The organism is Streptomyces sp. NPDC001816 (assembly GCF_042892235.1).
GTDB lineage: Bacteria > Actinomycetota > Actinomycetes > Streptomycetales > Streptomycetaceae > Streptomyces.
This window is the reverse complement of sequence record NZ_JBIATY010000006.1, coordinates 372,360-393,933: the sequence shown is the minus strand read 5'-3', so window position 1 is coordinate 393,933 and position 21,574 is coordinate 372,360. Positions and strand designations below refer to the sequence as shown.

General features: G+C 71.3%; 20 protein-coding genes, 1 tRNA gene and 3 pseudogenes. 12 read left to right on the top strand and 12 right to left on the bottom strand.

The window, feature by feature from the left end:
- The first annotated feature begins 125 nt into the window (after positions 1 to 125).
- Entirely contained in the window at positions 126 to 1,820 is a 1,695-nt protein-coding gene (gene paaN, locus ACFYZZ_RS23660) for a phenylacetic acid degradation protein PaaN (protein ID WP_389179201.1), read from the top strand.
- Here the strand turns inward: paaN and ACFYZZ_RS23655 are convergent.
- Genes ACFYZZ_RS23655 through ACFYZZ_RS23645 form a run of 3 tightly spaced genes read right to left on the bottom strand, consistent with a single transcriptional unit; the run spans position 1,817 to position 4,601 of the window.
- On the bottom strand, positions 1,817 to 2,572 hold the full coding sequence (locus ACFYZZ_RS23655) for a TrmH family RNA methyltransferase (protein WP_389179198.1): 756 nt from the start codon (positions 2,570 to 2,572) through the stop codon (positions 1,817 to 1,819). The two genes, paaN and ACFYZZ_RS23655, sit on opposite strands and share 4 nt — an antisense overlap.
- Positions 2,569 to 3,798, bottom strand: coding sequence for an HTTM domain-containing protein (locus ACFYZZ_RS23650; RefSeq protein WP_389179195.1), 1,230 nt, complete (start codon positions 3,796 to 3,798; stop codon positions 2,569 to 2,571). Before ACFYZZ_RS23650 ends, ACFYZZ_RS23655 begins: the two co-directional genes overlap by 4 nt.
- Positions 3,795 to 4,601, bottom strand: coding sequence for a DUF5819 family protein (locus ACFYZZ_RS23645; protein ID WP_389179192.1), 807 nt, complete (start codon positions 4,599 to 4,601; stop codon positions 3,795 to 3,797). Before ACFYZZ_RS23645 ends, ACFYZZ_RS23650 begins: the two co-directional genes overlap by 4 nt.
- 309 nt (positions 4,602 to 4,910) lie before the next feature.
- Here ACFYZZ_RS23645 and paaA point away from each other — a divergent pair, with 309 nt between their 5' ends.
- The 6 genes from paaA (at position 4,911) to ACFYZZ_RS23615 (ending at position 9,762) form a co-directional block, all read left to right on the top strand.
- Positions 4,911 to 5,912 (top strand): 1,2-phenylacetyl-CoA epoxidase subunit PaaA, encoded by a 1,002-nt coding sequence (paaA, locus tag ACFYZZ_RS23640; RefSeq protein ID WP_389179189.1) that lies wholly within the window; start codon positions 4,911 to 4,913, stop codon positions 5,910 to 5,912.
- Positions 5,909 to 6,196, top strand: a complete 288-nt coding sequence (gene paaB, locus ACFYZZ_RS23635) for a 1,2-phenylacetyl-CoA epoxidase subunit PaaB (protein WP_094218582.1) — start codon at positions 5,909 to 5,911, stop codon at positions 6,194 to 6,196. Before paaA ends, paaB begins: the two co-directional genes overlap by 4 nt.
- On the top strand, positions 6,193 to 6,912 hold the full coding sequence (gene paaC / locus ACFYZZ_RS23630; protein ID WP_389179185.1) for a 1,2-phenylacetyl-CoA epoxidase subunit PaaC: 720 nt from the start codon (positions 6,193 to 6,195) through the stop codon (positions 6,910 to 6,912). The genes paaB and paaC overlap by 4 nt, the downstream gene beginning before the upstream one ends.
- Positions 6,906 to 7,433 carry a 1,2-phenylacetyl-CoA epoxidase subunit PaaD gene (paaD, locus tag ACFYZZ_RS23625; RefSeq protein WP_389179182.1) on the top strand — a complete coding sequence of 176 codons (528 nt, stop codon included), beginning with the start codon at positions 6,906 to 6,908 and terminating at the stop codon, positions 7,431 to 7,433. The genes paaC and paaD overlap by 7 nt, the downstream gene beginning before the upstream one ends.
- Positions 7,433 to 8,497 carry a 2Fe-2S iron-sulfur cluster-binding protein gene (locus ACFYZZ_RS23620; RefSeq protein WP_389179179.1) on the top strand — a complete coding sequence of 355 codons (1,065 nt, stop codon included), beginning with the start codon at positions 7,433 to 7,435 and terminating at the stop codon, positions 8,495 to 8,497. The genes paaD and ACFYZZ_RS23620 overlap by 1 nt, the downstream gene beginning before the upstream one ends.
- A gap of 131 nt (positions 8,498 to 8,628) precedes the next feature.
- Entirely contained in the window at positions 8,629 to 9,762 is a 1,134-nt protein-coding gene (locus ACFYZZ_RS23615; protein WP_389179176.1) for an acyl-CoA dehydrogenase family protein, read from the top strand.
- Positions 9,763 to 9,780: 18 nt separating this feature from the next.
- Here ACFYZZ_RS23615 and ACFYZZ_RS23610 read toward each other — a convergent pair whose 3' ends face one another.
- From ACFYZZ_RS23610 to ACFYZZ_RS23570, 9 genes and pseudogenes are all read right to left on the bottom strand, one after another.
- Entirely contained in the window at positions 9,781 to 10,110 is a 330-nt protein-coding gene (locus ACFYZZ_RS23610; RefSeq protein ID WP_389179781.1) for a rhodanese-like domain-containing protein, read from the bottom strand.
- Positions 10,111 to 10,159: 49 nt separating this feature from the next.
- A complete protein-coding gene (locus ACFYZZ_RS23605) occupies positions 10,160 to 10,972 on the bottom strand; it encodes a hypothetical protein (protein ID WP_389179173.1) in 813 nt (270 codons plus the stop codon).
- Positions 10,973 to 11,021: 49 nt separating this feature from the next.
- Entirely contained in the window at positions 11,022 to 11,498 is a 477-nt protein-coding gene (locus ACFYZZ_RS23600) for a hypothetical protein (RefSeq protein ID WP_389179170.1), read from the bottom strand.
- A gap of 40 nt (positions 11,499 to 11,538) precedes the next feature.
- The gene (locus ACFYZZ_RS23595; protein ID WP_389179167.1) at positions 11,539 to 12,972 is read right to left on the bottom strand and encodes a DUF2252 domain-containing protein; all 1,434 of its coding nucleotides are present in this window, start codon (positions 12,970 to 12,972) and stop codon (positions 11,539 to 11,541) included.
- Positions 12,973 to 13,208: 236 nt separating this feature from the next.
- Positions 13,209 to 13,337 (bottom strand): annotated as a pseudogene (locus tag ACFYZZ_RS23590) (DNA-binding response regulator); the annotation flags it as partial.
- A 100-nt stretch (positions 13,338 to 13,437) separates the two neighbouring features.
- Positions 13,438 to 13,701, bottom strand: a pseudogene (locus ACFYZZ_RS23585) (undecaprenyl-diphosphate phosphatase); the annotation flags it as partial.
- A pseudogene (locus ACFYZZ_RS23580) lies at positions 13,677 to 14,491 on the bottom strand (glycosyltransferase); the annotation flags it as partial. The pseudogenes ACFYZZ_RS23585 and ACFYZZ_RS23580, both read right to left, overlap by 25 nt.
- Positions 14,434 to 14,670, bottom strand: coding sequence for a hypothetical protein (locus ACFYZZ_RS23575; protein WP_389179164.1), 237 nt, complete (start codon positions 14,668 to 14,670; stop codon positions 14,434 to 14,436). The gene ACFYZZ_RS23575 and the pseudogene ACFYZZ_RS23580, both read right to left, overlap by 58 nt.
- 416 nt (positions 14,671 to 15,086) lie before the next feature.
- Positions 15,087 to 15,170: transfer RNA gene (locus tag ACFYZZ_RS23570), tRNA-Leu, on the bottom strand.
- Between the two features lie 387 nt (positions 15,171 to 15,557).
- On the opposite strand from ACFYZZ_RS23570, the gene ACFYZZ_RS23565 reads away from it, so the two are divergent.
- The 5 genes from ACFYZZ_RS23565 to ACFYZZ_RS23545 all read left to right on the top strand — a co-directional run bounded on the left by ACFYZZ_RS23565 (position 15,558) and on the right by ACFYZZ_RS23545 (position 21,565).
- Positions 15,558 to 16,406, top strand: coding sequence for an FhaA domain-containing protein (locus ACFYZZ_RS23565; protein WP_386572730.1), 849 nt, complete (start codon positions 15,558 to 15,560; stop codon positions 16,404 to 16,406).
- A 10-nt stretch (positions 16,407 to 16,416) separates the two neighbouring features.
- On the top strand, positions 16,417 to 16,935 hold the full coding sequence (locus ACFYZZ_RS23560; protein ID WP_386572729.1) for an FHA domain-containing protein: 519 nt from the start codon (positions 16,417 to 16,419) through the stop codon (positions 16,933 to 16,935).
- 140 nt (positions 16,936 to 17,075) lie between these two features.
- Positions 17,076 to 18,617 carry a Stp1/IreP family PP2C-type Ser/Thr phosphatase gene (locus tag ACFYZZ_RS23555; protein WP_389179161.1) on the top strand — a complete coding sequence of 514 codons (1,542 nt, stop codon included), beginning with the start codon at positions 17,076 to 17,078 and terminating at the stop codon, positions 18,615 to 18,617.
- A 24-nt stretch (positions 18,618 to 18,641) separates the two neighbouring features.
- A complete protein-coding gene (locus tag ACFYZZ_RS23550) occupies positions 18,642 to 20,087 on the top strand; it encodes an FtsW/RodA/SpoVE family cell cycle protein (RefSeq protein WP_389179158.1) in 1,446 nt (481 codons plus the stop codon).
- Complete coding sequence (locus ACFYZZ_RS23545; protein ID WP_389179156.1) at positions 20,084 to 21,565, top strand: penicillin-binding transpeptidase domain-containing protein; 1,482 nt, start codon at positions 20,084 to 20,086, stop codon at positions 21,563 to 21,565. The genes ACFYZZ_RS23550 and ACFYZZ_RS23545 overlap by 4 nt, the downstream gene beginning before the upstream one ends.
- Positions 21,566 to 21,574 lie beyond the last annotated feature (9 nt).

Below are 21,574 nucleotides of genomic sequence, written 5' to 3'. Positions count from 1 at the left end.
GCGGCAGGCCCCCTTGTACCGACCGATCGTTCGGTTACTCTAGCTCTGACCGCCTTTTCCCGCCTCTGTTTCACCCCAGGTCATGAACTCGACGATGAGTTCTCCAGACGAGGAGTTGGTCCCGCATGGCCGCCGAACTGACCGCGCACGAGTTGATCGTGAAGCACCGGCCCACTCTCGACCAGGCCCTGGAAGCGATCCGCACGCGCGCGTACTGGTCCCCGCATCCCGAGCATCCGAAGGCTTACGGCGAGAACGGCAGCCTGGACGCGGACTCGGGCAAGGCCGCCTTCGAGGCCCTGCTGGGCAACCGCCTCGACCTCGCGGACCAGCCCGGCATCGACGACTGGGTGGGCGGCGAGATCTCCCCGTACGGCATCGAGCTGGGCGTGACCTACCCGCACGTGGACGTCGACGTGCTCCTGCCCGCCATGAAGGCCGGACAGCGTGCCTGGCGGGACGCGGGCGCGGAGACCCGGGCGGTGGTCTGTCTGGAGATCCTGAAGCGGATCAGCGACCGGACGCACGAGTTCGCGCACGCGGTCATGCACACCAGCGGACAGGCCTTCATGATGGCGTTCCAGGCGGGCGGCCCGCACGCCCAGGACCGCGGCCTGGAAGCGGTGGCGTACGCGTACGTGGAGCAGGTCCGCACGCCCGAGACGGCCGAGTGGACCAAGCCGCAGGGCAAGCGCGACCCGCTGGCGCTGACCAAGCAGTTCACGCCGGTCCCGCGCGGCATCGGCCTGGTCATCGGCTGCAACACCTTCCCGACCTGGAACGGCTACCCGGGCCTGTTCGCCTCCCTGGCGACCGGCAACGCGGTCCTGGTCAAGCCCCACCCGCGCGCGGTGCTGCCGCTCGCGCTGACCGTGCAGGTCGCCCGGCAGGTGCTCACCGAGGCGGGCTTCGACCCGAACCTGGTCGCGCTCGCCGCCGAGCACCCCGGCGAGGGCATCGCCAAGACGCTGGCCACCCGCCCCGAGATCCGGATCATCGACTACACCGGCTCGACGTCCTTCGGCGACTGGCTGGAGGACAACGCCCGCCAGGCGCAGGTCTACACGGAGAAGGCCGGCGTCAACACGGTCGTCGTGGAGTCGACCGACAACTACAAGGGCATGCTGTCCAACCTGGCCTTCTCGCTGTCCCTGTACAGCGGCCAGATGTGCACCACCCCGCAGAACCTGCTCATCCCGCGCGACGGCATCCGCACCGACGAGGGCCCCAAGACCTTCGACGAGGTGACCAGCGACCTCGCCCGCGCGGTCGACGGCCTGCTCGGCGACGACGCCCGCGCGAACGCCCTGCTGGGCGCGATCGTCAACCCGGACGTCAAGGCCCGTCTGGAGGCGGCGGCCGGCCTCGGTGAGGTCGCCCTGGCCTCGCGCGAGATCAGCAACCCGGAGTTCCCGGGCGCCGTCGTCCGCACCCCGGTGATCGTCAAGCTGGACGGCGCCAAGCCGGACGACGAGGCCGCCTACATGAGCGAGTGCTTCGGCCCCGTCTCCTTCGCCGTCGCGGTCGACTCGGCGGCCGACGCGGTCGAGCTGCTGCGCCGCACGGTCCGCGACAAGGGCGCCATGACCGTCGGCGCCTACACCACCGACCAGGACGTCACGCAGGCCGTCGAGGAGGTCTGCCTGGAGGAGGCCGCCCAGCTGTCCCTCAACCTGATCGGCGGGGTGTACGTGAACCAGACGGCCGCCTTCTCCGACTTCCACGGCTCGGGCGGCAACCCGGCGGCGAACGCGGCCCTCACCGACGGCGCGTTCGTGGCCAACCGCTTCCGGGTGGTGGAGGTCCGGCGGGAGGCCTAGGAAGCCGTGGGTGCGCCCCCGGCGGCACTCCAGTGGTACAGCGTCATGGCCACGCTGGTGGCCAGGTTGTAACTGGAGACCTGGGGGCGCATCGGCAGCGCCAGCAGGTGGTCGGCACGCGCGCGCAGCTCGGCCGACAAACCGCTGCGCTCCGACCCGAAGGCGAGCACGGCGTCGTCCGGCAGCTTGGTGCCCCGGATGTCGTCGCCCTCGGGGTCGAGGGCGAACAGCGGCCCCGCGGGCAGCTCCTCGACCTCGAGCCGCTCCACGGCGGTCGCGAAGTGCAGCCCCGCTCCACCGCGCACCACGGTGGGGTGCCAGGGGTCGAGGGTGCCCGTGGTGACCACCCCGGTCGCACCGAAACCGGCGGCCAGCCGGATCACGGCCCCGGCGTTGCCGAGGTTGCGCGGGTTGTCGAGGACCACGATCGGCGCGGTGCGGGGCATGTGGGCGAGCGCCCGCAGATTGGCCTCGCGGGGCGGCCGTACGGCCAGGGCGGCCACGCCCGTCGGATGGGGCCGCGGCACGAGCGAGGCGTACGTCTCCTGGGGCACCTCCGTCAGGAGCGCGTCCAGCGCGTCCCTGACGTCCCCGGCCAGTTCCCCGGCGAGAGCGAGCGCCGCCCGCCGGTCGGTGGTGACCGCGACGGGCACCTCCGCGCCGAAGCGCAGCGCGTGCTTGAGAGCGTGGAAGCCGTCGAGCAGCACGGCGCCGCCGGCGCGCTCGCGCCACCGGGTCACCGGGTCGGTCATGCCGTGAACCCTACGCGTCCCGGCGTGCCGTCCTGCGAGGTGCGCTGCGCCGGCAGCGTAGGCTCACCGCCCTCGCCGCCGTCGCCGCGGCGTCCCAGCCGTCCCCATGCGCGTGCCGCCCAGCCGCCGAGGAGCAGCAGGAAGGAGGTCGGCAGGAAGACCGCGTCCGCGGTGATCATCGCCAGCGAGAAGAACGGCAGGCCGAGGACGACCGCGATCACGGCGTGCTCGGTCATCATCGCCACCAGCAGGACGTTCTTGACCCGCCGGTTGAACAGCGTGAACGGGAAGGCGACCTGCACCATGACCGTCCCGTAGGCCACGATCATCATGATCGTGCCGCTGGAGGACATCAGGTCGGCAAGACCCGGCCAGGGCGAGAAGTAGTCCAGGTGGAGCGGGTAGTAGACGGCGGTGCCGTCCTGCCAGCGCGAGCCCTGGATCTTGTACCAGCCGGCGGTGGCGTAGATCAGGCAGGCCTCCGCCATGATCACGACCAGGGCACCGTTGTGCAGGATGTTGGCGATCACGTCCAGCAGGATCCGCGGCTCCTGCGACCTCGCCCAGCGCTGTGTCGCCCACCACAGACCGAGGCCCGCCCAGGCCGTCCACAGCAGCGCGGGCACCAGCCAGCCGCTGTCGAACCGGCCGGCCAGCGTCGCACCGCCGAGCGCGAGCCCGAGGACCGCCCACAGCACGGCTCCCACGCGGTCGGGGCGGGGCTGCTCCCCACGGGCGCGTGCCGCCTCGTTGCGGGCCGCCCGGCGCGCGTCCAGCGACCACACCTGGCCGCAGCGCGTGAACACCAGGTAGATGGACATCAGGTGCAGGACGTTGTCGCCGCCGTCACCGACGAAGACGCTGCGGTTCTGCAGCGACAGCACACCGACCATGAACAGCACGGAGGCGGTCCGGGTGCGCCAGCCCAGCAGCAGGGCCGCACTGGCGAGGATGGTCAGCAGGTAGAAGGTCTCGAACCAGGCCTGTCCGTCGGACCACATCAGGGCCGTGAAGGCGTGGTTGTCGGAGATCAGCTGCTGGGCGAGGTCCCAGCCCCAGGGGCCGTCGGGACCGTACAGCTCCTGGCGGTGGGGGAACTCGCGCAGCAGGAACAGCAGCCAGGTCGCGGCGAAGCCGATGCGGATGACGGCGCTCTGGTACGGGCCGAGCGCCGACTCGGTGACGCGGGCGATGCACCGCGAGAGCGTCAGGGACAGACCGTTCACCGCACACCTCCGGCGGCCTCGTCGGAGGGCACCGTCCACCAGGGCAGCAGCCGGTACACGGGCTTGTCGGAGATCTTCTCGCGGCTCCACTTCGGCGGCTGCACATTGGTGGTGCTGGAGCGGACCTGCACGCGCTGGATGACGCCCTCCCTGCTGATCGGGTCGGTCCGGTGCATGCGCATGACCACGATCCGGCGCACGTACTGCTGGGAGAGCGCGCCGCGCATGCCCACGGGCTGGTTGTCGGTGCCGTGCGTGGCGACGAAGAAGTCCCAGCCGCGGCGCAGCTCGTTCTGCTCGGTGTGGCTGGGCACCAGGCTGCCGTCGATGGCGGCGCCGTCCTGGGCGGAGAGGTCGGTCCAGCCGGTGGTGCGCAGGCTGCCGTCCTTCATCCGCACCTCGGCACGCACCTGGACGGCGATGTTCTGCTGCAGCGGGTTCGGGGCGAACAGCTTCCAGTTCTGCTCGAACTCCGGGTACACCCACTCCTCTATCGCCTTGCCGTGCTGCTTGGTCACCGTGTTCGCCGGCGCGAGGCTCAGGAACACCATGCCCAGATGCACACAGGCGGCGACGGCCACGATCGCGAGCGCCACCGCCGCGCCGACCTGGTAGCGGGGGGAGAGGGCGGCGACGCCGGTGCGGGGTGCCGGGGGCAGAGAACCGGGAGCCGGGGAGCCGTCGGGGTCGCCGGAAGCCTCCAGGGCGGGATCCTCCTGGTGTTCGGGGTCCGGTGGGCGACGCGCCCCGGTCGACCCGTCGGGCCCGCGCAGGGCCTGCGAGTCCTCGTCGTACGCGTCCATTCCGCCCCGTCCCCCGCTTCCGTTCGGCCGTCCCGGCACCAACACAGGCGCCGGGCTCTTCCCGAGCGCCACTCCGTAGCACTCGCACGGAACGGTACTCAGCACCGGCCGTTCGGCGCAGCCCCGGGTACGAGCCGGCTCCAGTGGCTCTCGCCACGCCGTGCCGCCCGCCCACCGTTGTCCACAGGTGGCGCGGGAGGTTTTCCACAGCGGTTGACACCCGCAGCGGCCCGGCACACCATTGATTACGCACGGACCGAACGATCGGTCGGGACATGTTCCAGGAAAGCCCGAGGTCAGGGGGAACGCATGGCCACAGCAGCCGCGCACCGCACGGACGCGGACGGCGCACGGACCACCGCCGGCGACACGGCGGAGTACGAGCGCGCCTTCGACGCGGCCGTGGCCGCCGACGAACGCATCGAGCCCCGCGACTGGATGCCCGAGGCCTACCGCGCGACCCTGGTCCGGCAGATCGCCCAGCACGCGCACTCCGAGATCATCGGCATGCAGCCGGAGGCCAACTGGATCACCCGCGCGCCCAGCCTGCGCCGCAAGGCGATCCTGATGGCCAAGGTCCAGGACGAGGCCGGCCACGGCCTGTACCTGTACAGCGCGGCCGAGACCCTCGGCACCAGCCGTGAGGAGCTGCTCGACAAGCTGCACAGCGGCCGCCAGAAGTACTCCTCGATCTTCAACTACCCCACCCTGACCTGGGCCGACGTCGGCGCGATCGGCTGGCTGGTGGACGGCGCCGCGATCACCAACCAGGTCCCCCTGTGCCGCTGCTCCTACGGCCCGTACGCGCGCGCCATGGTGCGGATCTGCAAGGAGGAGTCCTTCCACCAGCGCCAGGGGTACGAGCTGCTACTGGCCCTGAGCAAGGGCACCGAGGAGCAGCACGCGATGGCGCAGGACGCGGTGGACCGCTGGTGGTGGCCCTCGCTGATGATGTTCGGCCCGCCCGACGACGAGTCGCAGCACTCCGCGCAGTCCATGGAGTGGAAGATCAAGCGCCACTCGAACGACGAGCTGCGCCAGCGCTTCGTCGACATCTGTGTCCCCCAGGCCGAATCCCTGGGCCTGACCCTCCCCGACCCGGACCTGCGGTGGAACGAGGAGCGGGGGCACCACGACTTCGGCGCGATCGACTGGACGGAGTTCTGGGAGGTCCTCAAGGGCAACGGCCCCTGCAACGAGCAGCGGATCACCCAGCGCAGAAACGCCCACGACGAGGGCGCATGGGTAAGGGAAGCAGCCGCGGCCTACGCGGCCAAGCACACCGGTGAGACGGGAGCGAAGCAGGCATGACCAACACCGACTGGCCCCTGTGGGAGGTCTTCGTGCGCTCCAGGCGCGGCCTCTCCCACACCCACGCCGGCAGCCTGCACGCACCGGACGCGGAGCTGGCCCTGCGCAACGCCCGCGACCTGTACACCCGGCGCGGCGAGGGCGTCTCGATCTGGGTCGTCCCGGCCGCCGCCATCACCGCGTCCTCGCCCGACGAGAAGGACCCGTTCTTCGAGCCGGCCGCCGACAAGCCCTACCGGCACCCGACCTTCTACGAGATCCCGGAAGGGGTGAAGCACCTGTGACCGCGACCGTCACCACGACCGCCGCCCTCGCCCTCGGCGACGACGCCCTGGTGCTCTCCCACCGCCTGGGGGAGTGGGCCGGGCACGCCCCCGTCCTGGAGGAGGAGGTCGCCCTCGCCAACATCGCCCTCGACCTGCTCGGCCAGGCCCGCGTACTGCTCTCGATGGCCGGCGACGAGGACGAGCTGGCCTACCTGCGCGAGGAGCGTTCCTTCCGCAACCTCCAGCTCGTCGAGCAGCCGGGCGGCGACTTCGCGCACACCATCGCCCGCCAGCTGTACTTCTCCACCTACCAGCAGCTGCTCTACACCGAACTGGCCGGGGCCGACGGCCCCTTCGCACCGCTGGCCGCGAAGGCCGTCAAGGAGGTCGCCTACCACCGCGACCACGCCGAGCTGTGGACACTGCGGCTCGGCGACGGCACCGAGTCGAGCCGGGAGCGGATGCAGCGGGCCTGCGAGGCGCTGTGGCGGTTCACCGGAGAGATGTTCCAGCCGGTGGAGGGCCTGGACGCCGACTGGGCGGGCATGGAGGCCCAGTGGCTCCGGTCCGTGACGGACGTCCTCGGCCGGGCCACCCTGACCGTCCCCGAGGGGCCGCGCACCGGCGCATGGTCGGCGGGCGCCGGCCGCCAGGGCCTGCACACCGAGCCGTTCGGGCGGATGCTCGCCGAGATGCAGCACCTGCACCGCAGCCACCCGGGGGCGTCATGGTGATCGCCACCGCCCTGGAGGCGGAGCTGCTGGAGCTGGCCGGCTCGGTGCCCGACCCCGAACTGCCCGTGCTCACGCTCCACGAGCTGGGCGTGGTGCGCGCGGTGCACATCAGTGGACCGGACGCGGTCGAGGTCGACCTGACCCCGACCTACACCGGCTGCCCCGCCGTCGAGGCGATGAGCGTGGACATCGAGCGGGTGCTGCACGCCCACGGCGTGCTCAAGGTCAACGTCCGCACGGTACTCACCCCCGCCTGGTCGACCGACGACATCACGCCCGAAGGCCGCCGCAAACTCCAGGAGTTCGGCATCGCTCCCCCGCGTGTGCGCCACGACTCCGGACCGGTGGCGCTGACCCTGGGCGCGACCCGCACCCTCACCGAGGACACCGACCCGGTGTGCTGCCCGCACTGCGGATCCGCGGAGACCGAGCTGCTGAGCCGGTTCTCCTCCACCGCTTGCAAGGCGCTGCGCCGTTGCCTGTCCTGCCGTGAACCGTTCGACCACTTCAAGGAGCTGTGATGGCACGCTTCCACCCGCTCCCGGTGGCCGCGGTCGACCGGCTCACCGACGACTCCGTCGCGCTCACCCTCACCGTCCCGCCCGAGCTGCGCGAGGAGTACCGGCACGCACCCGGCCAGCACCTCGCCCTGCGGCGGCGCGAGGACGGCGTCGAGCTACGGCGGACGTACTCGATCTGCTCCCCGGCCCCCGACCCCGCCGGCGAGGGCCCGGACACCCTGCGGGTGGGGGTGCGGCTGGTCGAGGGCGGCGCGTTCTCTTCGTACGCGCTGAAGGAGGTGAACGTCGGCGACGAGCTGGAGGTCATGACCCCGGCCGGCCGCTTCACCCTCGAGCCGGCACCGGGCCTGTACGCGGCGATCGTCGGCGGCAGTGGCATCACCCCCGTGCTGTCGATCGTCTCCACACTGCTGGCGCGTGAGCCCGAGGCCCGGTTCTGCCTGATACGCAGCGACCGTACGGCCGCGTCGACGATGTTCCTGGAGGAGGCCGCCGACCTGAAGGACCGCTACCCGGAGCGGCTGCAGCTGGTGACCGTGCTCTCCCGCGAGGAGCAGCAGGCGGGCCTGCCCTCCGGCCGGCTCGACCGGGAGCGGCTCACGGGGCTGCTGCCGGCGCTGCTGCCGGTGGACCAGGTGGCGGGATGGTTCCTGTGCGGGCCGTACGGGCTGGTCGAGGGCGCGGAGAAGGCACTGCGCGAGCTGGGCGTGGACCGGGCCCGCATCCACCAGGAGATCTTCCACGTGGACGCGGGCGCGACCCCGGCGGCCGGCGTGCCGGTACCGGCGCACAGCACCGTCACCGCCCGGCTCGACGGACGCGGCGGCACCTGGCCGGTCCAGGACGGCGAGTCCCTGCTGGAGACGGTGCTGCGCAACCGCCCCGACGCGCCCTACGCCTGCAAGGGCGGCGTGTGCGGAACCTGCCGGGCCTTCCTGGTCTCGGGCGAGGTGCGCATGGACCGCAACTTCGCGCTGGAGGCTGAGGAGACGGACGCCGGCTATGTGCTGGCCTGCCAGTCGCATCCGCTCACGGAGAAGGTGGAGCTGGACTTCGACCGCTGAGGCGTGCCTCGAAGACGGCTCCCTCCCCGTTCCCTTCTTCTAGAACCTGTTCTATCTTGACGGCCCGTCAGGCGAATGCCGAATGCGTCGGACGAACCGTCAGATGACCCGACCCGCCGGGAGGACAGGCCGTGGACTTCACCTTCAGTGAGGAGCAGTTGGCGGCGGCCGAGGCAGCGCGGGGGGTGTTCGCCGGGGTGGCGCCGGACGCGGTGCCCAGTCCGGCGCTCACCACCGGTGCCGTGGCCGAGGGCTTCGACCGGGCGCTGTGGTCCCGGCTGGCCGGCGCGGACCTGACCGGCCTGCTGCTGGACGAGCGGTACGGCGGGGCAGGGCTCGACGCGATCGCGCTGTGCCTGGTGCTGCGCGAGTCCGCCGGGGTGCTCGCCCGGGTGCCGCTGCTGGAACACAGCGCGGCGGCCGCGGCCGTACAGGCCTACGGCGCGAAGGAGCTGGGAGAGCGGCTGCTGACCCGGGCGGGGCGCGGTGAGCTGGTGCTGACCGTCGCCGCGCACGGCCGTACCGGACACGACCCGGCGGGGCTCGCCGTCACCGCGCGGCGGGACGGGCCGGCCTGGGTGCTCGATGGGGTGCAGACGGCGGTGCCGTGGGCGTACGACGCGGACCTCGTCCTCGTGCCGGCGCACACCGACGCCGACCGGACGGTGCTCGCGGTGGTGCCGTGCGCGCAGGACGGGCTGGTGCTCGCGGAGCAGTTCTCCACCAGCGGGGAGCGGCTGGCCGAGCTGCGGCTGCGGTCCGTGCGGATCGGGGCGGGCGACGTGATCGAGGCCGACGGTGCCTGGGAGTGGCTGCACGCGCTGCTGGCCACCGGCACCTGTGCGCTGGCCCTCGGTCTGGGCGAGCGCGTGCTGAGGATGACCGGGGAGTACACCGGCAAGCGGGAACAGTTCGGCCACCCGATCGCGACCTTCCAGGCAGTCGCCGTCCAGGCCGCCGACCGGTACATCGATCTGCGTGCCATGGAGGCCACCCTGTGGCAGGCGGCCTGGCGGATCGCCTCGGGCGCACCGGGGGCGCTGCCCGCCGCCGGAGACGTCGCCGTGGCGAAGATCTGGGCGGCGGAGGGCGTGCGCCGCGTGGTGCAGACGGCGCAGCACCTGCACGGCGGGTTCGGCGCGGACACCGACTACCCGCTGCACCGGTACCACGCCTGGGCCAAGCAGCTGGAGCTGGCGCTGGGCCCGGCGGCGGCGTACGAGGAGACGCTCGGGGACCTGCTGGCGGCCCACCCGCTCAGCTGACCCCGCCTGGCAAGAAGGTCAGACGACCGCGCCGGGTACCCCGGCGTCGGTGACCACCGGGCGGCCCATGGCCTCCCAGACCTGCATCCCGCCGGCCACGTTCACAGCGTCGACGCCCTGCCGGCCCAGGTACATCGCGACCTGTGCGGAACGGCCGCCGGAGCGGCAGATCACGTGGACGCGGCCGTCCTGCGGGGCGGCCTCGGTCAGCTCGCCGTACCGGGCGACGAACTCGCTCATGGGGATGTGCAGCGCCCCCGCGGCGTGACCCGCCTCCCACTCCTCGTCCTCGCGGACGTCCAGCAGGAAGTCGTCGTCCTTGAGGTCCGCGACCTCGACCGTGGGCACAACAGCTCCGAAACTCATGTCCCCGACGCTACCCGACCGACGCCGGTGTTCATCCCTGCCCCTGCAAGCCCGCGAGCGTGGTCTCCCGCTGTTCGATGTCGGCGCGCAGGCGGGCGGCGATCTCTTCGAGGAGGGCGTCGGGGTCGTCGGGGGCCAGGCGCAGCATGCCGGCGATCGCGCCGTCCTCGAGTTCGCGGGCGATCAGCGTGAGCAGTTCCTTGCGCTGGGTGAGCCATTCCAGGCGGGCGTACAGCTCCTCGGCGGGGCTGGGGCGCCGCTCGGGCGGTACCGGGCCCGCCGCCCACTCCGCGGCCAGTTCGGCGAGGAGGGTCTCGTCGCCGCGGGCGTAGGCGGCGTTGACGCGGGTGATGAACTCCTCGCGCCGCTGCCGCTCCGCCTCCTCCTGGGCGAGGTCGGGGTGGGCCTTGCGGGCGAGGTCGCGGTAGAGCTTGCGGGCCTCCTCGCTGGGCCGTACCCGCTCGGGGGGCCGTACCGCCTGATCGGTGAGCATGGCGGCGGCCTCCGGGAACAGGCCGTTGCCGTCCATCCAGCCGTTCAGCAGTTCCTCGACGCCGGGGATGGGCAGCACATGTGCGCGGGCCTCCTCGGCCCGGCGGATGTCCTCGGGGTCGCCGGTGCGGGCGGCCTTCGCCTCGGCGATCAGCGCGTCCAGTTCCTCGATGCGGGTGTAGAGCGGGCCGAGGCGCTGTTCGTGCAGCCGGGAGAAGTTCTCGACCTCGACGCGGAACGTCTCCACGGCGATCTCGTACTCGATCAACGCCTGCTCGGCAGCCCGCACGGCCTGTTCCAGCCGTTCCTCGGGCCGCGGTGCCTGGGACTGCTCAGCTTCCGGGGTCGTCACCCGACCAGCGTAGGCCACGGCCGAAACCCGTCGCCCAAGACGCCCTGGCTCAGCCGGCCGGTGGCGCGTCCGGGCAGTCGGCCGGTACCCACTCGGCCTCCAGGTCCCGGCAGGCGACCACGAGCGTGCCGGGCCGGCAGGCCAGCTCGTGGGTGCAGCCGCCGGGGTGCGGCAGGATCTCGTCGAGGATCACGTCGCCGAGGGAGGCGGGGTCGCAGACGCCCAGGACGTCCGACTGGAAGCGGGAGACGCCTTGGTAGCGGACGAGGAGGTCCTCGTCGTGCTTGAAGCAGTTGTGCCGGAAGCGGATCTCGACGTCCCCGTCGCCGCTGCGGCGCACCCGCTCGGGCCGGAGGTCCTTCACACAGCGCTTGCCGCCGAAGTCGTAGTGCCCGGGGTCGATGGCGAACGCGCGGGCGCCCGGCGGCAGTTCGGCCGCGAGGGCGGGCAGCCGGTCGAGGTAGGGCCGGGGGTCGATGAACCCCGGGTACCCGTCCTCGCCGTCGGTCAGCTCGACGTACCTCACCTCACCACCACCTCGGCCCTCGTCTTCCCCGTCCCCGCCGTCACACGCCCATCTCGGCCGCGATCCGCCCGGACCGCACCGCCGCCACCAGTTCGGCGTGGTCCGCCTCGGTGCGGTCGGCGTAGGCGACGGCGAAGTCGGCCATCGCCTCGTCCAGTTCCTCGTTCTTGCCGCAGTAGCCGGCGATCAGGCGCGGGTCGGCGCTGTGGGCGTGGGCGCGGGCCAGCAGGGCGCCGGTCATCCGGCCGTAGTCGTCGACATGGTCGGCGGCGAGCGCGGCCGGGTCGACACTGCCCTTGCGGTTGCGGAACTGGCGCACCTGGTAGGGCCGCCCGTCGACCGTCGTCCAGCCGAGCAGGATGTCGCTGACCACCTGCATCCTCTTCTGGCCGAGGACCACCCGGCGTCCCTCGTGCTCCACCGGCGCCGCCGCGAAGCCTGCCGTGGCCAGGTGCGGGACCAGCGCGGACGGGCGGGCCTCCTTCACCTGGAGCACCAGCGGCTGCCCGCGGTGGTCCAGCAGGAGCACCACGTAGGACCGGGTGCCCACGCTGCCGGTGCCGACGACCCGGAAGGCGACGTCGTGCACCGCGTGCCGGGCCAGCAGGGGCAGCCGGTCCTCGGAGAGCGTCGCCACGTACGGCTCCAGGGCCGCGGCCACCGCGGCCGCCTCGGCGTCCGGGATCCGGCGCAGCACCGGGGGCGCGTCGACGAAGCGGCGTCCGCCGTCGGCCACTTCCTCGGTCGACTTCGCCGCGAACCGGCCGCTGGTGTTGGCCCGTGCCTTCTCGGAAACCCGCTCCAGGGTGCCGAGCAGGTCGTGGGCGTCGGTGTGGGAGACCAGTTCCTCGTCCGCGATGGCGTTCCAGGCGTCCAGCACCGACAGCTTGGCCAGCAGCCGCATGGTGCGCCGGTAGGCGCCGGCCGCGTCGCCTGCCGCCTTGCGGCAGGTGTCCTCGTCGGCACCCGCCTCGCGGCCGGCCAGCACCAGCGAGGCGGCGAGCCGCTTCAGGTCCCATTCCCAGGGGCCGTGCACGGTCTCGTCGAAGTCGTTAAGGTCGATGACCAGGCCGCCGCGGGCGTCGCCGTACAGGCCGAAGTTGGCCGCGTGCGCGTCGCCGCATATCTGGGCGCCGATCCTGGTCATGGGGGCGCGCGCCAGGTCGTGGGCCATGAGTCCGGCCGAGCCGCGCAGGAAGGCGAACGGCGTGGCCGCCATCCGGCCCACCCGTATCGGGGTCAGCTCGGGGATGCGGCCGGCGTTGGACTCCTCGACCGCGGTGACCGCGTCCGGGCGGGCGCCGTCCAGGTCGAGGGTGCGGTGTGCACTGCGCGGCACGCTCGCCCGCAGTGCCTTGCCCTCCTCCTTGGGCGAGCCCTGGGGCGGCCATGCGGCGAACCCGCGCATCCGGGGCAGCCGGGGTGCCGCCGCCTGCCCGGCCGATTCCGCCGCTCCCACACCGCTCTCGGTCACCGCGACCGCCTCCCCCGAAGACACCACACGCGTGCCCGCACGCGGATCAGCTCGAACATCAACTCGTCCAGACGGTACAACCGGTGGCCGAAACGCGTCACACCCTGTGGACAACTGGGCGCCTGTGGAGAACCCCGCAACCCTCCGGCACCCCGGCACCCGCCGTCGCCCTCACAGCGCGCCCTACGCCCGCTGCGGCCGCCGTCACGCCCGCATACGACCGGCAGCGTCCGCCCTCAAGCCCGCAGGAACGCCAGCACCGCCGGCACCCGCCGGCCGACGGCCGCCTCGCAGACCACCAGGCGGCGGGCGATCGCCGCGTTGGACCTGCCCTCGGCGACGACCGTGCCGCCCTGCCGCCGTTTTCAGCAGGCACCGGACGAGGCGTACCCAGCAGGCGGCCAAGATCGGCGCCGGCGTCAGGCATCCGCCGGGCAGTCCGGCCCAGCGCCCAGGTGGTCGGCCTGAGAGCACTCCGGTGGCGAGCAGGCCGAGCAGCGCCACGCCGACGATGGTGCGGTAGATGACGAAGGCGTTGAAGGAGTGCTTGGCGACGAACTTCAGGAGCCAGGCGATGGAGGCGTAGGCGACGACGAAGGAGACCGCGGTGCCGATGACCAGCGGGGTGGCGCCGACGCCCGCGCCGAGGGCGTCCTTCAGCTCGTAGATGCCGGCGCCGGTCAGGGCCGGGATGCCGAGGAAGAAGGAGAGGCGGGCGGCGCCGACGCGGCCTGGCGGCCGGCGTGGCCCATGCGGCGGCGGGCGGGCTCGTCGGCGATGAGGCCGAGCAGCGCGTCGGCCAGGGCCTGCCGGTCGCCCATGGGCACCAGCCGGCCGTCGACACCGTCGTGGATGATCTCCGCGGGACCGAGCGGGCAGTCGGTGGAAACCACCGGGACTCCGCAGCGCATCGCCTCGACGAGGGTCATGCCGAAGGATTCGGCCTCGGACGCGGAGGCAACGATGGACGCCTTGGCGAACTCGGCCACGATCGGTGAGACCACGCCCATGCGTACCGCCCGACCGCCCAGGTCGTGCTCGTCGATCAGCTGCTGCAGGCGGTCCTTCTCGGCGCCCGAGCCGTAGATCCGCAGCGTCCAGTCGGGTTGCTTGGCGGCGACCTCGGCGAAGGCGTCGATGAGCAGGTCGAACCGTTTGCCGCGGGCCAGCCGCCCGGCTGCGGCAATGACCTTGGCGTCGGCGGGCGGCAGGCCGGGGTCGGGTACACCGTTGGGAATGGCGATGATCCTGACCCCTGGCAGGCGCATCTTCGCCCGGTGGACGGCGGCGTCCCCCTCGGTGGGGTCACCAGGGCGTCCAGGTCGCGGTAGTGGCGGGCGAGCTGGGCGCGCAGCTTCTTCGTGTGGGTGTCGTGGGTGAGGTGCTCCTGGGCGATGCGCAGGGCCTGGGGCGGGGCGAAGCGGGCCAGGTACACGTTGACGCCCGGCCGGGTGCCGATGATCACGTCCGCGTCGCAGGCTCGCAGGTACTGCTCGGCTCGCGCGCGATGAAGCCGGTTGACGACGACGGCTGCGTGGCCTCCTTCGGCGGCGCCGGAGACGGTGTGTCGTCATCAGGTTCCGACAGCCGCTGCATGGTCTCGGCCTGCGTGTGCAGGACTCCATCGATCTTTGACAGAGCGTCATCGACGTCGTCGAACGCGCCGTCCTTGCGAAGCGCATCCAAGTCCTCGGCCAAGCGCCCCTGATGGGCCAACAGCGACTCGGCCTGGCGCTCCGAGCGGACCAGCGCCGGCGCATGGGGTGCCGCGGCGGCCGTTCAGTGCAGGCGCTCTGCCCGCAGCCGCAGCCTCCGCTCCCGCCGGGTCCTGGAGACCTCGGCGCCGCGTTCGCCGTCGGCGCGGTCACCCTGACTGCACTCGCGTTCCTGCTCGGCACACCGGCCGGCTGACAGGCCTGATCGCCTTGCCCCGGTAACAACACGGCATCACCCGCAGCAAAAACCTTGGCCCCGCCCGTGAAATAGCTCACCGGCGGGGCCAACTGCGTCGATCTCCAGACTGTGCGATCCCTCACAAACCCGGACACAACGAGAAACGGGCCCCCGCCGTGACTTCCGTCACCGGCAGAGACCCGTTTCATCGGTTCTCTCTGTGCGCGAGGGGGGAGTTGAACCCCCACGCCCTTGCGGGCACTGGAACCTGAATCCAGCGCGTCTGCCTATTCCGCCACCCGCGCATTGGGTGTGTCTTCCGGCTCCGTCCCTTTCGGGCTGGCCCCTTCCGACATGCAGAACATTAGCACGCCGTACGGGGTGGGTTCACATCCCTTCCCGGCCCCCGGTCCCCACCCCGTACCCGGCCACGTTTCAGGGAGTCCCTGGTCACGTATCAACCTCGTACCGGTCCAGGGCATCTCCCCAGGAGGCGGACCGGGACCACAGCAGGGTGCGGGACACTGGTCAGTGTCCGCCTCTACGATCCTTGTCTGGAGGGGTTCGAAGGGGAGCCGCTCGGGGAACCGGCTGATTGCCGGACGCGTAGATACGATCAGTAAGCAGTACCGGGCAGGACAGCGGCACAGAGCAGGGCAAGGAAGCAGCGTCAGCGACGGAGGAGGTGCCCCATGGGAGTCCTGAAGAAGTTCGAGCAGCGTCTCGAAGGTCTGGTCAACGGCACCTTCGCCAAGGTCTTCAAGTCCGAGGTCCAGCCGGTGGAGATCGCCGGCGCGCTCCAGCGGGAGTGCGACAACAACGCCACCATCTGGAACCGGGACCGCACCGTGGTCCCCAACGACTTCATCGTGGAGCTGAGCGCGCCGGACTTCGAGCGCCTCAGCCCCTACTCCGGGCAGCTCGGCGACGAGCTGGCCGGCATGGTGCGCGACTACGCCAAGCAGCAGCGCTACACCTTCATGGGCCCGATCAAGGTCAACCTGGAGAAGGCGAACGACCTCGACACCGGCCTGTACCGGGTGCGCTCGCGCACCCTCGCCTCCTCCGCCAGCCAGCAGGGCGCGGCCCCCTCGGCTCCGGCCGGCCGCCCCGGCCAGGGCGGCTACGGCCACCCGCCCGCCGCTCCCGCCGGAGCGCCCCCGATGCCGTCCGCGCCGCCGCCCGGCGCACGGCCCGGCGGCTACGGCTACCCCCAGCCCGCCGCGCAGCGGCCCTCGGCCGCCCCCGCGAGCGGCGGGCGCACCCGCTACTGGATCGAGATCAACGGCAACCGCCACCAGATCTCCCGCGCGACGCTGGTGCTGGGCCGCAGCACCGACGCCGACGTGCGGATCGACGACCCCGGCGTCTCCCGCCGGCACTGCGAGATCCGGACCGGAACGCCCTCGACGATCCAGGATCTCGGCTCCACCAACGGCATCGTGGTGGACGGGCAGCACACCACCCGCGCTACGCTCCGCGACGGCTCGCGGATCGTCGTGGGCAGCACCACCATCATTTACCGGCAAGCCGAAGGGTGAAGCGGGGGCAATGTCAGAGCTGACCCTCACGGTCATGCGGCTGGGTTTCCTGGCCGTACTGTGGCTGTTCGTGATCGTGGCCGTGCAGGTCATCCGGAGCGACCTGTTCGGTACGCGTGTCACCCAGCGCGGGTCGCGCAGAGAGGCCGCACGCCCGCAGCAGGCGGCCCGGCAGCAGTCCGCGCCCCCGCAGCAGCGCGCCCAGCAGGGCGGCGGCGGCCGACGCGGCCGCAACGCCCCCACCAAGCTGGTGGTGACCGAAGGCACACTGACCGGCACCACCGTCGCGCTGCAGGGCCAGACCATCAGCCTGGGCCGGGCACACGACTCCACGATCGTGCTGGACGACGACTACGCCTCCAGCCGCCATGCCAGGATCTACCCGGACCGCGACGGCCAGTGGATCGTCGAGGACCTCGGCTCCACCAACGGCACCTATCTGGACCGGTCCCGGCTGACGACCCCCACACCGATCCCGCTGGGCGCGCCGATCCGCATCGGCAAAACCGTCATCGAGCTGCGGAAGTAGTGCTACGTCATGAGTGAGCGCGAGCGGAGCGAGCACGCAGCGGCAGGCCGCACCCCGGTCTGCGGCGCGCTCCCGACCGGAGGGTGGGCAGTGTGGCTCGACACGACCGGCTGTACCCGGAGCCGACTGGCGAGGTGCGCATGAGTCTGTCACTGCGTTTCGCCGCCGGATCGCACAAGGGCATGATCCGGGAGGGCAACGAGGACTCCGGTTACGCCGGTCCGCGTCTGCTCGCCATCGCCGACGGCATGGGCGGCCAGGCGGCCGGCGAGGTCGCCTCCTCCGAGGTCATCTCCACCCTGGTCACGCTCGACGACGACGTGCCCGGCTCCGACATCCTCACCTCCCTCGGCACCGCCGTGCAGCGCGCCAACGACCAGCTGCGCGCCATGGTCGAGGAGGACCCCCAGCTCGAGGGCATGGGCACCACCCTCACCGCCCTGCTGTGGACCGGGCAGCGGCTCGGCCTCGTCCACGTGGGCGACTCGCGGGCGTACCTGCTGCGCGACGGGGTGCTGACCCAGATCACCCAGGACCACACCTGGGTGCAGCGGCTCGTCGACGAGGGCCGGATCACCGAGGAAGAGGCCACCACCCACCCGCAGCGCTCCCTGCTGATGCGCGCCCTCGGCAGCGGCGACCACGTCGAACCCGACCTGTCCATCCGCGAGGTCCGGGCCGGCGACCGCTACCTGATCTGCTCCGACGGCCTGTCCGGCGTCGTCTCCCACCAGACGATGGAGGAGACCCTCGCCAGCTACCAGGGCCCGCAGGAGACCGTGCAGGAGCTGATCCAGCTCGCGCTGCGCGGCGGCGGCCCCGACAACATCACCGTCATCGTCGCCGACGTCCTCGACCTGGACACCGGTGACACCCTCGCCGGGCAGCTGTCCGACACCCCGGTCGTGGTCGGCGCCGTCGCCGAGAACCAGCACCACCTGCACGACAACGGCATCATGCAGACCCCGGCCGGCCGCGCCTCCCACCTCGGCCGCCAGGGCCACGGACAGGGCGGCGGCGAGTTCGGCCCGCCCGGCTCCGGCGACACCGGCTACATCCCGAGCGGCAGCTTCGGCGACTACACCGACGAGGACTTCATCAAGCCCCGCAAGGGCCGCAAGTGGCTGAAGCGATCCCTCTACGGCGGCCTGGCCCTCGCGGTCATCGGCGGCGGCCTGTACAGCGGATACCGCTGGACGCAGACGCAGTACTACGTCGGCACCAGCGGCGAGCACGTGGCGCTGTACCGCGGCATCAGCCAGGACCTGGCCTGGGTGTCGCTCTCGAAGGTGGAGAAGGACCACCCCGAGATCGAACTCAAGTACCTGCCGCCCTACCAGCAGAAGCAGGTCAAGAACACGATCGCCGCAGGTGGTCTGCAGCAGGCCCAGACGAAGATCGAGGCACTGGCCTTGCAGGCCTCCGCCTGCAAGAAGCAGTCGGAACGCACGGCCGCGGAGACCGAGAAGAACGCCAAGACGGGCCAGGGCGAGGCCGGAGGCACCACGGGAACCACCCGTACCTCCCTCACGTCCAAGGCATCACCGACGCCGAACCCGTCGGCCTCCACGACGTCTCCCTCGTCCAAGTCCCCGACCCCGACCGCGACCGCCACGCCCAACCCCGGCCCGAGCCTCTCCGAGGATGAGCAGAAGGTCGTCGATCAGTGCGGCAAGCAGTAAAGCCGTGAGAGGCCCTGTCACACGATGAGCAGTACTTCGAATTCATCGACCCACCACACGTCCACGATCGGCGCGATCGGCGCACCGAGCCGCCGCAACACCGAGCTGGCCCTGCTGATCTTCGCCGTGGCCATCCCGGTGTTCGCCTACGCCAACGTGGGCCTGGCCCTCGACGACCAGGTGCCCGCGGGCCTGCTGGCCTACGGCCTGGGCCTCGGCCTGCTGGCCGGCATCGCCCACTTCGTCGTACGGAAGTTCGCCCCGTACGCCGACCCGCTGCTGCTGCCCCTGGCCACCCTGCTCAACGGTCTCGGCCTGGTCGCCATCTGGCGGCTCGACCAGTCCAAGCTGCTCCAGGGCATCGGCGTGGCCGGCGGCAAGGCGACCAACCAGCTGATCTACACCGCGATGGGCATCGCGCTCTTCGTCGCCGTGCTGTTCTTCCTCAAGGACCACCGCACGCTGCAGCGCTACACGTACATCTCCATGGCGGCCTCGCTGTTCCTGCTGCTGCTCCCGCTGGTCCCGGGCCTCGGCGCCGACGTCTACGGCGCCAAGATCTGGATCCAGGTCGGCAGCTTCACCATCCAGCCCGGCGAGTTCGCCAAGATCGTGCTGGCCGTCTTCTTCGCCGGCTACCTGATGGTGAAGCGCGACGCGCTGGCCCTGGCCAGCCGCCGCTTCATGGGCCTGTACCTGCCGCGCGGCCGCGACCTCGGCCCGATCCTCGTCGTCTGGGCGATCTCGATCCTCATCCTGGTCTTCGAGACCGACCTCGGCACGTCGCTGCTGTTCTTCGGAATGTTCGTCATCATGCTGTACGTCGCCACCGAGCGGACCAGCTGGATCGTCTTCGGTCTGCTGATGTCCGCGGCCGGCGCCGTCGGCGTGGCGAGCTTCGAGCCGCACATCCAGGTGCGTGTCCAGGCGTGGCTCGACCCGATGCACGAGTACGTACTCAGCCGCACCCCGGGCGTCCAGGGAGTCCACTCCGACCAGCTGCAGCAGGCCCTGTGGGCGTTCGGCTCCGGCGGCACCCTCGGCACCGGCTGGGGCCAGGGCCACTCCGAGCTGATCCGGTTCGCCGCCAACTCCGACTTCATCCTCGCCACCTTCGGCGAGGAGCTGGGTCTGGCCGGCCTCATGGCGATCCTGCTGATCTACGGCCTGATCGTGGAGCGCGGTGTGCGCACCGCCCTCGCCGCCCGCGACCCGTTCGGCAAGCTGCTCGCCATCGGCCTGTCCGGCGCCTTCGCCCTCCAGGTCTTCGTCGTCTCCGGCGGTGTGATGGGCCTCATCCCGCTGACCGGTATGACGATGCCGTTCCTCGCCTACGGCGGCTCCTCCGTGATCGCCAACTGGGCCCTGATCGGCATCCTGATCCGCATCAGCGACACCGCCCGCCGGCCGGCGCCCACGCCCGCAGCCAACCCCGACGCCGAGATGACCCAGGTGGTCCGCCCGTCATGAACAAGCCCCTGCGCCGGATCGCGATCTTCTGCGGACTCCTCGTACTGGCCCTGCTGATCCGCGACAACTGGCTCCAGTACGTGAAGTCCGACCAACTGCGCACCGACAAGGACAACCGCCGGGTCGCCATCGAGCGGTACGCGAACCCGCGGGGCGACATCATCGTGGACGGCGAGCCCATAACCGGATCCGTCGAGTCCAAGAGCGGCGACTTCAAGTACAAGCGCACGTACAAGAACGGGCCCATGTGGGCCCCGGTCACCGGCTACTCCTCGCAGGCCTTCGACAGCAGCCAGCTGGAGAAGATCAACGACGGCATCCTCACCGGCAACGACGACCGGCTCTTCTTCCGCAACACCCTCGACATGATCACGGGCAAGCAGAGGCAGGGCGGCAACGTCGTCACCACGCTCAACGCGGCCGCGCAGAAGGCGGCGTACGAGGGCCTCAAGAGCCGGGGCGGCAAGGGCGCCGTGGTCGCCCTCGACCCGTCCACCGGCAAGATCCTCGCGCTGGCCTCGTACCCGTCGTACGACCCCTCGTCCTTCGCGGGCAACTCCACCGACGTGGACTCCAAGAACTGGACCAAGCTCCAGAAGAAGAACAACCCGGCCGACCCGATGCTGAACCGGGCGCTGCGCGAGACCTACCCGCCGGGCTCCACCTTCAAGGTGGTCACGGCCGCGGCCGCGCTGGAGAACGAGCTGTACAAGTCGGCGGACGAGAACACCGACTCCCCGCTGCCCTACATCATGAAGGGCACCACCACCGAGCTGAAGAACGAGGGGAACATCCCCTGCAAGAACGCGAACATGCGTGAGGCGCTGCGCGTGTCCTGCAACACGGTCTTCGGCAAGATCGGCGCCGACCTCGGCAACGACAAGATGCTGGCCGAGGCGAAGAAGTTCGGCTTCGACTCCGAGCAGTTCACCCCGGTCCGCGCGAACGCCTCGGTGTTCTCCGAGCACATGAACTCGTCGCAGACCGCCCTGTCCTCCATCGGCCAGTACAACACCGCGGCCACCCCGCTGCAGATGGCCATGGTCGCCTCGGCCGTCGCCAACGACGGCAAGCTGATGAAGCCGTACATGGTCGACGAGCTGCAGTCCTCCAACGTCGACCCGGTCGCCAAGACCGAGCCGAAGGAGCTGAGCCGCCCGCTGTCGCCGACGAACGCGCAGATCCTGCAGTCGATGATGGAGACCGTCGTCAAGAGCGGCACGGGCCAGAAGGCGCAGATCGGCGGCGGCGTCACCGTCGGTGGCAAGACGGGTACCGCCCAGCACGGTGTGGCGAACAGCGCCAACCCGTACGCGTGGTTCATCTCGTACGCCAAGCTCAGCGACGGCAGCTCGCCGGTCGCCGTGGCCGTGGTGGTCGAGGACGAGAACGCCAACCGCGACGACATCTCCGGTGGCGGCCTGGCCGCCCCGATCGCGAAGAACGTCATGGAGGCGGTCATCAGCACCAAGAAGTGACCCTGCACA